Genomic DNA, 11873 nt, shown 5'->3' on the forward strand with positions numbered 1-11873 from the left:
GAACAGGGCGATTCGCATGCGCGCCGCCATCATCGGGCTCTCGGGCCCCATCCTGACGGCGGAGGAAGCCGGGCTGCTGCGGGAACACCCGCCGCTCGGCATCATCCTTTTCGCGCGGAACATCGAAAACCCCGCACAGCTCTCGGCGCTGAACGCCGCCATCCGCGACATCCTCGGCGCCGGCACGCCCATCCTGGTGGACCAGGAGGGCGGGCGCGTGGCCCGGCTGAAGCCGCCGCACTGGCCGGCATTCCCGCCCGCCGCCAACTTCGAGAACGGCCCCGATCAGGCCTGCTTCGACCATTTCGCCGCCATCGGCGCGGTCTGCGCCGGCGCGGGCTTCGATGTCGATTGCGCGCCCGTGCTGGACCTGCGCCTGCCCGAGCAGCACGGCATCATCGGCGACCGTGCCTATTCGGCCGACCCTGCCGAGGTCGCGCGGCTGGGGGCGGCCACCATCCGGGGCCTGCAATCGGCGGGCGTGATCCCGGTCATCAAGCATATTCCCGGCCATGGCCGGGCCCTTGCGGACAGCCATCTGGAACTGCCGCGCGTGACCGCCCCGGCCGCAACGCTCGCCGCCGACATCGCGCCCTTCCGCGCGCTGGCGGGGCTCGGCGCCTGGGCCATGACCGCGCATATCCTCTATCAGGCCTGGGATGCGGAACTGCCCGCCACGCTGTCGCCCACCATCATCCGCGACGTGATCCGGGGCGAGATCGGCTTCGACGGCTTTCTGATCTCGGACGATCTGGCCATGAAGGCGCTGTCCGGCACGCCGTCCGAGCTGGCGCTGCGCGCCATCGCCGCCGGCTGCGACGCGGTGCTGCATTGCACGGGCGATTTCGAGGAGAACGCGGCCCTGCTGCCGGTCTGCCCGCCGCTGGCGCCTGCGGCACTGGCCCGCCTCGCGGCTTCGCGCGCCGCTGCCGGGTTGAGCTGATGCCCGATTGGTTGCCCGAGGTCCTGGCGGCGGTCTTCGCCACCATCATCGCCATCACCTTCCATGAGGCCGCGCACGGCTATGCCGCCGAGGCGCTGGGCGACCCGACGGCGCGTGAGCGCGGCCGCGTCACGCTCAACCCCATCAAGCATGTGGACCCGATCGGGACCGTGGTGCTGCCCGGCATCCTGCTGATCGGGCAGTTGCTGACCATCGGCCGGGTGGAGGCGATGATCGGCTGGGCCAAGCCCGTGCCGGTGGATTTCATGCGCCTGCGCAACCCGCGCTGGGGCATGCTGTGGGTGGCGGCCGCAGGGCCTGCCATGAATGTGCTGCTGGCCTATGTGGCGGCGCTCTCCGCGCATCTGGCGGGCTTCGCGGACCCGCCGACGGCCACCATCATCTACCGCGCCGTGGCCCTGTTCATGATCGTGAACCTGGTGCTGGCCGCCTTCAACATGCTGCCCATTCCGCCGCTGGATGGCGGGCGCATCGTGACCGCGCTGCTGCCCTGGCGGCTGGCGCTGCCCTTCGCGCGGACGGAACGCTACGGGCTGCTGATCGTCATCGGCCTGATCGTGGTGGCGCCGCGCGTGTTCCCGGGCTTCGACCCGATGGACTGGCTGCTGGCCAACATGGTCTCGCCCATCTTCAACCTGGTGCTGCGCGCGGCGGGGCAGGGATGAGCGACAGCGCCCCGGCCATCACGGCGCTGACCATCAGGCTGGACGGGTTCGAGGGTCCGCTCGACCTGCTGCTGGACCTGGCGCGCAGCCAGAAGGTCGATATCCGGCAGATCTCCATCATCAAGCTGGTGGACCAGTATGTGGCGGTGCTGGAAGGCGCGCGCAAAATCCGGCTGGAGCTGGCCGCCGAATGGCTGGTGATGGCCGCCTGGCTGACCTGGCTGAAATCCCGCCTGCTGCTGCCCGAGGAGCTGGAGCCCGAGGAGGACCCGGAGCTGCTGGCGGAGCGCCTGACGGAGCGCCTGGCCGAGCTGGACCGCATGCGCAACGCGGCCTTCTGGCTGTCGGGCCAGTTGCAGCTGGGCCGCGACACCTTCGCGCGCGGTGAGCCCGAGAACCTGCGCCAGGAGGACCGCTCCGGCCTGGTGGCCGACCTGCCGGCGCTGCTGCGCGCCTATGCCGCCGCCCGCCGCCGTGCCATCGCCGCCAAGCCCTATCGGCCCAAGACGCGCCGCCTGTTCTCGGTGGCCGAGGCGCTGGAGCGGCTGCGCGCGCTGCTGGGCGCCACCCCCGGCTGGACCGTGCTGCAATCCTATCTGCCCGAGAGCCTGGCCACGCCCCTGGAACGCAAGGCGGCGCTCGCCTCCGGCCTGATCGCGGCGCTGGAGGAAGCCAAGGGCGGGCGCGTCGAGCTGCGCCAGGATGCGCTGTTCGGCCCCCTGATGATCCGCCTGGCGGAGACCCCGGCATGAGCGACACCGATGCCACTTTCGCCCTCGCCCTGCGCATCGCGGAGGCACTGATCTTCGCCTCCGACCGCCCGGTGAAGCCTGACCGGCTGGCCGCCGCCATACCCGCCGGCGTGGACCCGCTGGCGGTGCTGACGGCGCTGCAGGCGCAATGCACCGGCCGCCCGGTGGAACTGGTGGAAGTCGGCGGCGGCTTCGCCTTCCGCACCGCGCTGGATCTGGCACCGGCCATCACCCGCGTGGTGGAGGTGCCGCGCCGCCTGCCGCGCGTGGCGATGGAGACGCTGGCCATCATCGCCTATCACCAGCCGGTCACCCGGCCGGAGATCGAGGAGATCCGCGGCGCCACCCTCAGCCAGTCCACCCTGGACGCGCTGCTGGAAATGGGCCTCGTCACGTCGCGCGGGAAAAAGGAAGTGCCGGGCCGCCCCACGCTGTGGGGTACCACGCCGCGCTTCCTGGAGCAGTTCGGCCTGAAGTCGCTGAACGAATTGCCGCGCCGGGAGGAACTGGTCTCGGCCGATGCGGCGGCGCTGCCGTTGGAGCAGAAGCCGGCGCCGGAAGGGGAGTTGCCGCTGCACTGAGGCGGCGTAAATACTTCTTCTTTTTCTGAAGAAAAAGAAGCAAAAAGACTTTTCGATTTTAAGCAATAAAAAGTTTTTTGGTTCTTTTTTACAAAAAAGAACGTTTATTTTTATTGTCTGCGCTCACTTCTCCATAAGACGCGGCATCAGCTCCACCAGATTGCACGGCTTGTGCCGGCTATCGAGCTGGAACTTCAGAATGTCGTCCCAGCCATCCTTGCAGGCGCCCGTGCTGCCGGGCAGGGCGAAGATGTAGGTGCCGCCCGCGACGCCCCCCATGGCGCGGCTCTGCATCGTGCTGGTGCCGATCTTCTGGTAGCTCAGCATGCGGAACAGCTCACCGAAGCCCTCGATCTTCTTGTCCACCACGCGCTCGAAGGCCTCGGGCGTCACGTCGCGGCCGGTGATGCCGGTGCCGCCGGTGGTGATCACGCAATCGACCTCCGGGTTCGCGATCCAGCCGCGCAGGATCGCCTCGATGGCATCCGCGTCGTCCTTCACGATGCGGCGGTGCGAGAGGTGGTGACCGGCCTCCGTGATACGCGCGGCCAGCGTGGCGCCGGAGGTGTCGGTGGACAGGTCGCGCGTGTCACTGACCGTCAGCACGGCGATGTTCACGGGCAGGAAGGGCAGGGTGTCGACGATGGGCATGGGCGGAATGTAGGGGCGCGCCCCTTGTCCGCCAATCGCCGGCGGCGGCTAACCTTTCCGCGGGCGGCGGCGAAACCGGCCTGAAGGCGGTGCCCATCCCGGCCCGCCCGGAGGGACATCGATGCACCGTCGCCACATCCTCGCCGCCCCCGCGCTGCTGCTGCCCGCCCTGGCCCGGGCCGAGGCCGCCGCCCAGCCCCTGGTGCTGGAGCTGTTCACCTCGCAGGCCTGTTCCTCCTGCCCACCGGCCGATGCGCTGCTGGATGAGCTGACGCAGGGGCATCCGGGCATCCTGTCGCTGTCCTTTCACGTCACTTATTGGGACAGCCGCAGCTGGCGGGACCCGTTCTCCCTGCCGGCCGCGACCCAGCGCCAGCGCCGCTACGCCGCCACCCTGCCGCAGGGCGCGCTCGGGCATGGGCAGATCTACACGCCGCAGCTGGTCATCCAGGGGCGGCGCGATGCGGTGGGGTCGGACCGCCGCGCCTCGCTGGCCGCGATCGCGGCCGAGACGTCGCGGCGCGCCCCCGCCGTGCCCATGGTGCTGCGCACCGCCGCCACCGAGGCCGGGCTGGAAGTGGCTGCCGGCCCCGGCCGGGGCGAGGCCTGGCTGGTGGGTTTCGACGAGCGCCATGTCACCCCGGTGCGCGGGGGTGAGAATGGCGGCCGCACCCTGGTGCATCGCCATGTGGTGCGCGGCATGGCCATGCTGGGCGCCTGGCAGGGCCAGCCCATGAGGCTGGAGGGCGCCCGCCCGCCAGGCGAACGCCTCGCCGCGCTGCTGCAGGGCGCGGATGGCAGCATCCTGGCGGCGGGGCTGGCGTGAACGCGCCGCGCATCGCCCGCCGGCTGCTGCCGGGGCTGGCCGCCGTGCCGCTGCTGCCCGGGCCCGCGCGGGCGGAGGCGCTTTCCCTGCGCGCAGCCGATGGCGTGGCGCTGACGGCGGAATACCGCCCGCCCGAGACCAGCCACCCGCGCGGCTGCATCCTGCTGTTCCACATGGCGGGCTCCAATCTCGGCGAATACGCCCCCATCGCGCCGGAGCTGAACCGGATGGGCTTCGCGACGCTGGCGGTGGACCAGCGATCGGGCGGCGATGGCTGGGGGCGGAGGAACGAGACGGCGGCGCGGTTGGGCCGCGATCCCGGCTATCGCGCCGCCATGCCGGATCTGCAGGCCGCGCTGGCCTGGGCGCGGGCGCGCGATCCGGGGGGCCGTGTCCTGGCCTGGGGCAGCAGCTATTCGGCGGCGCTGGCGTTTCCGCTGGCGGCCATGGGCGGGGTCAGCGCGCTGCTGGCCTTCTCGCCGGGGGAATATCTGCAGGGATTCTCGGTGCGCGGGGCGGCGGCCCGGGTGGAATGCCCGGCCTTCGTCACCTCCGACCGGGGCGAGGAAGCCGAGGCGGCGCGCCTGCTGGAGGCGGTGCGCGGCGCGCCCAGGCGGCAGTTCCGCCCGGTGGCGGGCGCCCATGGCAGTTCCATCCTGCGCAGCGACCGCAACCCGCGCGGCGCCGCCCAGGCCTGGGCCGCCGTCCGGTCCTTTCTGGACGAGGTGGCGGGCTGACTACTCGCCCACGCTCATGGCCAGGATACGGCTGAGCGCGGTCAGGTCATGCCCCGATTCCGCCGACCACCGATTGAAGGCCGCCTGCACGGCCGCGAAGTCCTTGCGGTTCGAGGGCGCCTTCCCGACCACGCCTTCGCGGATCAGGGCGGCGATGACGTCCTTCGAGGTGATGTAGGCGGGCTTGCCGATGGCCCGCAGGAACCGCATGCCGCTGTCCCCGCCCAGATGGCTGCCGCGCTTCTTCAGCAGTTCCAGCAGCCCGGCATAATCCTCGTCCGGCCATTCGGCCAGGAAGCGGGCGGCGGAGCCGTGTTCGGCCGCGAGCTCCAGCAACAGCCGCGCATTGGCCAGCACCGCCTGGATCTTGGCGCCGTTGCGCACGATGCCGGGGTCGCTCATCAGCGCGTCGGAGGCCGCCTCGGACAGATGCGCGCAGGCGTTGGGGTCGAAGCCGTGGAAGGCGGCCTCGAAGCCCGGCCATTTCGCGGCGATGACCTTGGAGGAGAAGCCGGCATTGAAGATGCGGCGCGCCATCTCGGCCAGGATGCGGTGGTCGGGCAGGGCCGCGATCCCGGCCGGGCTGCGGCTGGGCGTTTCGGCCAGCAGGGCGCGCAGCGCCTCGGGCCCACCCTTGCGGGCGGCGGCGATGGCCTCGATCTCGGCGAAGGGTTTCATCGGCGGGACTTCCTTGGTCGGAAGGTCATGCGGGCGGTCGGACTCGAACCGACAAGGGGTTGCCCCCGGCAAATTTTGAGTCTGCTGCGGTTACCATTTCGCCACGCCCGCGCGCCGCGTTGGAATGCCACAACCGGGGCCGTGGCGTCCAGACTAGGGCCGGCGCTTCAATGTCAGCCGCCGCGCCGGCAGGCCCAGCGAATATTGCCGGAACTGCGCCAGCACTTCCTCGGGCCAGGTCGTGACCCGGCGCGCCGCGACATCGGCGCAGACATAGAGAACCTCGTTGGTGCTGGTCACCTGGCCGGTCTTTTCCTCGAACATCCGGTGTTCCAGCAGCAGGCGCTTCTCGTCGAAATCCAGCACCCGGCTTTCGCCGCCCATCGTCTCGCCCTCCAGCATCTCGCGCTGGTAGTCGAGCCAGGTCTCCACCGCGAAGGTGGTCTTGCCCTGGGCACGCAGGGCGCGCCCAAGGCCGAGGAAAGGCCACAGCCGGTCGGTCTGGTGATCGAAGATCACCAGGTAATACCCCATGTTCAGGTGCTTGTTGCTGTCCATCCACTCGGGCTTCACGGTCGCGAGCGTCATGTCCCAGCGCAGCCACCCGTCCACGGTGCGCGGTGGCGGCAGCCCTTCCAGCACCGCCATCAGTGGATCTCGTCAGAGGCGGAGAGGGCGGCCTTCAGCTTCTCGATGTTGAAGCCCGGGGCGCGCGCCATGTCGAGGATGACGGCTTCCTTGCGGGTCAGCAGGTCCACCGCGGCCGGGATCTTGGTCACGACATCGGCCGGGATGACCACCGCGCCATGCAGGTCGGCATGGATCACGTCGTCATGGTTCACCGCCATGCCGTGCACCGTCACGGGGCGGTTCCAGTCCACGATATGCACATAGGCATGGGACGGGTTGACCACGCCCAGGATCTGGAAGCCCGGGGCCAGCGCGTCGATGTCGCGGAAGCTGCCATTGGTCACGCAGCCCTCGGCGCCCAGGCCCAGATGCACGGCGCTGTTCACCTCGCCCCAGAAGGCGCCGGTGCCCGGCACGTCGTCCAGGTCCTGCAGCACCACGATGGAGGGCAGGGCGGCGTCCGCCACATAGGAATACCAGCCGATGCGGGCGGCGCGGTCCGCCTCCTTGCTGCGGCCGGAGGGGAAGGCGGCGCGGATGGTGCCCACGCGGGCCAGCCCCACGATGGGCTTGGCGCTGGGGCGGGCGACCTGGAACGGGCGCACCGAGAAACCATGGCCGCGCTTGTGCGGCGCCACCACTTCCAGCGCGTTGCAGATGGTGGGGGTATCCCAGGCCTTGAGCGCCTCCAGATCGGCGGCGGTGAACGGGTATTGGGGCATGCTTTTCCTCCTCTGGACGCGCGGAGTGTGTTGCGGCGCAGCCCCGCGGTCAAACCCGTGACGTGACAATTTGGCGAAGTCGTCACCCGATGGTGGACGCGCCCCCGGGCCTCGCGTAACCGGCCGGGCATGCGTCGCCTCCTGCTGGCCCTGATCTGCCTGATTTCCCTGCCTGCGCATGCGCAGACCGGCCGCTACGGCAATGCCGGCATGCCCAATGCCGGCCCGGCCGAGGAAGCGATCATCCCCTCTCTGGCCGAGCTGCAGGACCGGCTGGAGCAGCAGGGCTGGCTGCTGCGCGGCCAGGCCACCTTCGTGCTGCAGGGGCATACCGGCTTCCATTCGCCCTATCGCGCCGAATCCAGCATGACGCCGCGCGCCGGCGCCCGGAACACGCTCTCGACCGACCTCATCATCGGGCGGCGCCTGTGGGAGGGCGCGGAAGTGGTCTTCAACCCCTCGGTCGCGCGGGGGTTCGGCCTGTCGAACTCGGTGGGGCTCGCTGCCTTTCCGAACAACGAGGCATTCCGCCTGGGCAGCACGGAGCCCACCTTCTATGTGCCGCGCCTGTTCTTCCGCCAGACCATCGGCCTGTCGGCCGATACGGTGGAATCCGACAACGACCCGCTGCGCTTCACCGAGCCCATGGCGCGGGAACGCATCACCATCACGGTGGGCAAGTTCAGCGTGTGGGACATCTTCGACGACAACCGCTACTCGCATGATGCGCGCACGCAGTTCCTGAACTGGGCGCTGGTGGGGGCGGCGGGCTTCGACTACGCGGCCGATGCGCGCGGCTATACCATCGGCGCCGCGCTGGAGTGGGAGAACGGGAGCTGGGCCGTGCGCGGTGGCGCCTTCCAGGTGGCGCGCCGCGCCAACGGGCTGTTCCTGGACCCCGGCGTGACGCGCGCCTGGCAGCTGATCGGCAGCGTGGAGCGCTTCTGGCGCATCGGTGAGCGCGAGGGCGCGATCCGGCTGATCTACGGTGCCTCCCGCACGCGGCAATCCTACTGGTCGGACCTGATCGCGGGCGACCCCTTCGACCGCAGCCCCACCGGCTATCGGCTGAAGCACAATGTGGCGATCAGCTTCGACCAGCAGATCGGCCCCGACTGGGGCGTGTTCGCGCGGCTGTCCTGGAACGATGGCCGCACCCAGAACTGGATGTTCACCGAGCAGGACCGCGCCATCTCCTTCGGTGCCTCTCTGCAGGGGCGGCGCTGGAACCGGCCCAACGACACGGTGGGGCTGGCGACCAATATCGGCTTCGCCTCGGCCGGGCGGCGGCGCTTCCTGGAGAATGGCGGCATCGGCTTCATCGTGGGCGACGGCGCGCTGAACTACCGGCCGGAATGGGTGACGGAGGCCTATTACGACCTGCGCGTAACCCAGGGTGTCAATGTCGCGCTGAACTATCAGCTGGCGGTGAACCCGGGCTACAATGCCGATCGTGGGCCCATCCATTTCCTCGCTCTCCGCCTTCGCACCGCTTTCTGAACCCGGCTGGACCGCCGAGGGCAGGCTGGGGCTCGCCGCGCTTGAACCCCGCTTCAGCGGGATCGAGGCACGGGCGGGGGCGCTGGTCTGGCGCCGGCGCCCGCGCGGCTTCGCCGGGCTGCTGCGCTGCATCTGCGGCCAGATGATCAGCAATGCCGCCGCCGAGGCGATCTGGGCCAGGCTTCGGGCGCTGCCGGGCGCGCTGGAACCCGAGAGCTTCCTCGCGCTCGACGACGCCGCGCTGTGCGGCGTGGCCGGGCTGTCCCGGCCGAAGGCCGCGCATGCGCGCTCCCTCGCGCGGGCCTGCCTGGACGGCACGCTGGATTTCGCGGCCATCGCTGCATTGCCGGATGCCGAGGCCGTGGCGCGCATCGCCTCGGTGAAGGGGCTGGGCCCCTGGACCGCCGGCATCTACCTGCTGTTCGCCGAGGACCGGACTGATGTGTTCCCGCCCGGCGACGTGGCGCTGGCCGCCGGTGCGCATCACCTGCTGGGGCTGGAGGCACGCCCCGCCAGCCCCGCCCTGGTCGAGATCGCGCGCGCCTGGAGCCCCTGGCGCGGCCTGGCCGCGCGGCTGCTGTGGCATCACTGGCGCTGGGCGACGGGAAGGGCGGCCGGAGAGGCTTGACCGCCGGCCGCGTAACGGCTCAGCCTCCGGCCCCATGCCCCCGCTTTCCGCCACCATCCAGGCCACCCCGGTGCCGCCCATCCCCGCCGTGCGCGGCTGGGCGGCCCGTTACCAGGGCAATGCGCCTGTCCTCGACCTGACGCAGGCGGTGCCGGGCTATGCCGCGCATCCCGATCTGCTGGCGCGACTCGGTGAAGCCGCGGCTGATCCCGCAACCACAGGTTATGGCCCCATCGACGGCGACCTGCCGCTGCGCGAGGCCTTGGCCGCCGATACGGCCAGCTTCTACCGCGCGCCCATCGAGGCACGGCACATCGCCATCACCGCCGGCTGCAATCTGGCCTTCGCCATGGTGATGGCCACCATCGCGGGGCCGGGCGCCAGGATCGGCCTGCCCACCCCTTGGTACTTCAACCACCAGATGACGCTGCTGATGCAGGGGGCGGTGCCCGTGCCCATTCCCTGCCGCGCGGATGACGGGTTCATCCCCTTCCCGAAGCGGCTGGAGAAGCTGCTGGACGGGCTGACGGCGCTGGTCCTCGTCTCGCCCAACAATCCCACCGGGGCGATCTACCCGCCGCACGTCCTGCATGAGATCGCGGCGATGTGCCGGCGCAAGAATGTGTGGCTGGTGCTGGACGAGACCTATCGCGACTTCCTGCCCGACAGCGCCAGCCCGCCGCATTCCCTGTTCAGCGAGCCTGGCTGGGAGGAGTACCTGATCGGCCTCTACAGCTTCTCCAAGGCCTATTGCGTGCCGGGGCACCGGGTGGGTGCCGTGGTGGGCGGCGGGGCGCTCCGGCAGGCGCTGATGACCGCGCTGGACAGCTATCAGATCTGCCCCGCCCGCCCGGCGCAGCGGGCGCTGGCCTGGGCGGTGCCTGCGCTGGGCGCCTGGCGCGCCGGCAACCGCGCCATCATGGCCGAGCGCGCGGATGCCTGCCGGGCCGCCCTCGCGCAGTTGCCCGGCTGGCGGCTGGACGCGATCGGCACCTATTTCGCCTATGTGCGGCTGCCGGAACGCTATCCGGTGGCGATGGAAGCGGCCGAGCAACTGGCGACGGAGCACGGCTTCCTGTGCCTGCCGGGACCGTTCTTCGGGCCGGGGCAGGAGAGGCACCTGCGTCTGGCCTTCGCGAATATGGAGCCGGCGAGGATCGCGGAGATACCGGGGCGGGTCGGGTAAGGCTGGGGCGTTGCCCCAATCCTGGCCCCTTTGGCCCCACCAAGGGCTCTGCCCTTGGAACCCGCCAGGACCGTAGCGGCCCTGGACCCCGGGGACTTGGCACCACATCCTGGCAGCGTTGATTATTATAATGAAAACGGCGCCCCACCTGAGGAGGTAGGGCGCCAAGCTCTTATCAGGTCCAGGAGATATTATCTCCTGGCGGGGTTCCAGGGGGCAGCGCCCCTTGGTGGGGTTCGGGGCAAAGCCCCGTCGCCCTAACCGGCCAGACGCGGATAGTCGTTGTACCCCGTCTCACCGGCCGCATAGATCGTCTCGGCCACCAGCGGGTTCAGCGGCGCGCCGGTCCTGAAGCGCTCCACCAGATCGGGGTTCGCGATGAACAGCCGCCCGAAGGACACCGCATCGGCCTCGCCGTCCGCGATCAGCTTCTCGGCCACTTCCCGCGTCAGGCCCTCATTGGCGATATAGGCGCCCTTGAATACGCGGCGCACGTCGGTGCCGATGCGGCCCTTGCCTGCCGACACATCCTCACGCGCGAAGATGAAGCCGATGCCGCGGGCGTTCAGCTGCTCCGCCACATAGATGAACAGCGCGCGCGGGTCGCTGTCCGCCACGTCGTGGGAGCTGGACATCAGGTTCAGGTGCACGCCGATGCGGTCGGCGGGCCACACGGCGGTCAGCGCGTCCACGGTTTCCAGCAGGAAGCGCGCGCGGTTCTCGATGCTGCCGCCATACTGGTCGGTGCGGTGGTTGCTGCCCTCATGCAGGAACTGGTCGAACAGATAGCCGTTGGCGGCGTGCAGTTCGACGCAGTCGAAGCCGGCCTTCTTCGCGTTCTCCGCGCCCTTCACGAAATCCTGCACGATCAGCGGGATCTCATCGGTCTCCAGCGCGCGGGGCACCTCATAGTCGGTCTTGGGGCGCAGCACCGACACCTGGCCGCGGATGGCGATGGCGCTGGGGGCCACCGGCGGCTTGCCGTCCAGATAGGTGGAGTGCGACACGCGGCCCACATGCCACAGCTGGGCGCAGATCAGCCCGCCCGCGTCATGCACGGCCTTGTTGACGACCTTCCAGCCCTCGACCTGCGCGTCGGACCACAGGCCCGGCGTGTTCGGATAGCCCACGCCCATGGGCGTGACGGAGGTCGCCTCGGTCAGGATCAGGCCGGCGGTGGCGCGGGCCGAGTAATGCTCGGCCTGCAGCGCGCCGGGCACCCGGCCCTCATAGGCGCGCATGCGGGTCAGGGGCGCCATGACGAAGCGGTTGGCGAGCGTCAGCGCGCCGATCTTCACGGGGTCGAACAGGGTGGCCATACGAACTCTCTCCGGAACGATGATGCGGTGCACA

At 70.2% G+C, this 11873-nt stretch carries 14 protein-coding genes and 1 tRNA gene; 9 read left to right on the forward strand and 6 right to left on the reverse strand.

Annotated elements, in window-relative coordinates; translation table 11 throughout:
* Nucleotides 1–16 precede the first annotated feature (16 nt).
* From nagZ to scpB, 4 genes are read left to right on the forward strand one after another with little or no spacing between them, the layout of a single operon-like run.
* On the forward strand, nt 17–943 hold the full coding sequence (gene nagZ / locus EOD42_RS06020) for a beta-N-acetylhexosaminidase (RefSeq protein ID WP_127786618.1): 927 nt from the start codon (nt 17–19) through the stop codon (nt 941–943).
* Complete coding sequence (locus tag EOD42_RS06025; RefSeq protein ID WP_127786619.1) at nt 943–1629, forward strand: site-2 protease family protein; 687 nt, start codon at nt 943–945, stop codon at nt 1627–1629. Before nagZ ends, EOD42_RS06025 begins: the two co-directional genes overlap by 1 nt.
* Nucleotides 1626–2381, forward strand: a complete 756-nt coding sequence (locus EOD42_RS06030; RefSeq protein ID WP_127786620.1) for a segregation and condensation protein A — start codon at nt 1626–1628, stop codon at nt 2379–2381. Before EOD42_RS06025 ends, EOD42_RS06030 begins: the two co-directional genes overlap by 4 nt.
* Nucleotides 2378–2962, forward strand: coding sequence for an SMC-Scp complex subunit ScpB (gene scpB / locus EOD42_RS06035; protein ID WP_127786621.1), 585 nt, complete (start codon nt 2378–2380; stop codon nt 2960–2962). The genes EOD42_RS06030 and scpB overlap by 4 nt, the downstream gene beginning before the upstream one ends.
* Before the next feature lie 123 nt (nt 2963–3085).
* Here scpB and moaB read toward each other — a convergent pair whose 3' ends face one another.
* Entirely contained in the window at nt 3086–3613 is a 528-nt protein-coding gene (gene moaB / locus EOD42_RS06040) for a molybdenum cofactor biosynthesis protein B (protein WP_127786622.1), read from the reverse strand.
* A gap of 121 nt (nt 3614–3734) precedes the next feature.
* Here moaB and EOD42_RS06045 point away from each other — a divergent pair, with 121 nt between their 5' ends.
* Nucleotides 3735–4439 (forward strand): DUF1223 domain-containing protein, encoded by a 705-nt coding sequence (locus tag EOD42_RS06045; protein WP_127786623.1) that lies wholly within the window; start codon nt 3735–3737, stop codon nt 4437–4439.
* A complete protein-coding gene (locus tag EOD42_RS06050) occupies nt 4436–5176 on the forward strand; it encodes an alpha/beta hydrolase (RefSeq protein WP_206020271.1) in 741 nt (246 codons plus the stop codon). Before EOD42_RS06045 ends, EOD42_RS06050 begins: the two co-directional genes overlap by 4 nt.
* Here the strand turns inward: EOD42_RS06050 and EOD42_RS06055 are convergent, their stop codons facing one another.
* The 4 genes from EOD42_RS06055 to EOD42_RS06070 form a co-directional block, all read right to left on the reverse strand.
* Nucleotides 5177–5854 (reverse strand): DNA-3-methyladenine glycosylase I, encoded by a 678-nt coding sequence (locus EOD42_RS06055; protein ID WP_127786624.1) that lies wholly within the window; start codon nt 5852–5854, stop codon nt 5177–5179. It abuts the gene before it with no gap.
* Between the two features lie 28 nt (nt 5855–5882).
* A tRNA-Leu gene (locus EOD42_RS06060) sits at nt 5883–5965 on the reverse strand.
* Between the two features lie 42 nt (nt 5966–6007).
* Nucleotides 6008–6502 (reverse strand): thioesterase family protein, encoded by a 495-nt coding sequence (locus EOD42_RS06065; protein WP_127786625.1) that lies wholly within the window; start codon nt 6500–6502, stop codon nt 6008–6010.
* Nucleotides 6502–7206, reverse strand: coding sequence for an RraA family protein (locus EOD42_RS06070; protein ID WP_127786626.1), 705 nt, complete (start codon nt 7204–7206; stop codon nt 6502–6504). Before EOD42_RS06070 ends, EOD42_RS06065 begins: the two co-directional genes overlap by 1 nt.
* A 129-nt stretch (nt 7207–7335) precedes the next feature.
* Here EOD42_RS06070 and EOD42_RS06075 point away from each other — a divergent pair, with 129 nt between their 5' ends.
* The 3 genes from EOD42_RS06075 to EOD42_RS06085 are packed head-to-tail and all read left to right on the forward strand — an operon-like array spanning nt 7336 to nt 10520.
* On the forward strand, nt 7336–8706 hold the full coding sequence (locus EOD42_RS06075; RefSeq protein ID WP_127786627.1) for a carbohydrate porin: 1371 nt from the start codon (nt 7336–7338) through the stop codon (nt 8704–8706).
* Nucleotides 8660–9334 (forward strand): DNA-3-methyladenine glycosylase family protein, encoded by a 675-nt coding sequence (locus tag EOD42_RS06080; RefSeq protein ID WP_164867808.1) that lies wholly within the window; start codon nt 8660–8662, stop codon nt 9332–9334. Before EOD42_RS06075 ends, EOD42_RS06080 begins: the two co-directional genes overlap by 47 nt.
* 34 nt (nt 9335–9368) lie before the next feature.
* On the forward strand, nt 9369–10520 hold the full coding sequence (locus EOD42_RS06085; protein WP_127786629.1) for an aminotransferase: 1152 nt from the start codon (nt 9369–9371) through the stop codon (nt 10518–10520).
* Nucleotides 10521–10777: 257 nt separating this feature from the next.
* Here the strand turns inward: EOD42_RS06085 and EOD42_RS06090 are convergent, their stop codons facing one another.
* Nucleotides 10778–11839 (reverse strand): alkene reductase, encoded by a 1062-nt coding sequence (locus EOD42_RS06090; RefSeq protein ID WP_127786630.1) that lies wholly within the window; start codon nt 11837–11839, stop codon nt 10778–10780.
* Nucleotides 11840–11873 lie beyond the last annotated feature (34 nt).

Source organism: Rhodovarius crocodyli (assembly GCF_004005855.1).
GTDB lineage: Bacteria > Pseudomonadota > Alphaproteobacteria > Acetobacterales > Acetobacteraceae > Rhodovarius > Rhodovarius crocodyli.

Coding starts and splice junctions, on each gene's coding strand:
- scpB (WP_127786621.1), top strand. CDS start 2,378: ATGAGCGACACCGATGCCACTTTCGCCCTCGCCCTGCGCATCGCGGAG.
- EOD42_RS06045 (WP_127786623.1), top strand. CDS start 3,735: ATGCACCGTCGCCACATCCTCGCCGCCCCCGCGCTGCTGCTGCCCGCC.
- EOD42_RS06025 (WP_127786619.1), top strand. CDS start 943: ATGCCCGATTGGTTGCCCGAGGTCCTGGCGGCGGTCTTCGCCACCATC.
- EOD42_RS06030 (WP_127786620.1), top strand. CDS start 1,626: ATGAGCGACAGCGCCCCGGCCATCACGGCGCTGACCATCAGGCTGGAC.
- EOD42_RS06055 (WP_127786624.1), bottom strand. CDS start 5,854: ATGAAACCCTTCGCCGAGATCGAGGCCATCGCCGCCGCCCGCAAGGGT.
- EOD42_RS06075 (WP_127786627.1), top strand. CDS start 7,336: ATGCGTCGCCTCCTGCTGGCCCTGATCTGCCTGATTTCCCTGCCTGCG.
- EOD42_RS06090 (WP_127786630.1), bottom strand. CDS start 11,839: ATGGCCACCCTGTTCGACCCCGTGAAGATCGGCGCGCTGACGCTCGCC.
- EOD42_RS06085 (WP_127786629.1), top strand. CDS start 9,369: ATGCCCCCGCTTTCCGCCACCATCCAGGCCACCCCGGTGCCGCCCATC.
- EOD42_RS06065 (WP_127786625.1), bottom strand. CDS start 6,502: ATGGCGGTGCTGGAAGGGCTGCCGCCACCGCGCACCGTGGACGGGTGG.
- nagZ (WP_127786618.1), top strand. CDS start 17: ATGCGCGCCGCCATCATCGGGCTCTCGGGCCCCATCCTGACGGCGGAG.
- moaB (WP_127786622.1), bottom strand. CDS start 3,613: ATGCCCATCGTCGACACCCTGCCCTTCCTGCCCGTGAACATCGCCGTG.
- EOD42_RS06070 (WP_127786626.1), bottom strand. CDS start 7,206: ATGCCCCAATACCCGTTCACCGCCGCCGATCTGGAGGCGCTCAAGGCC.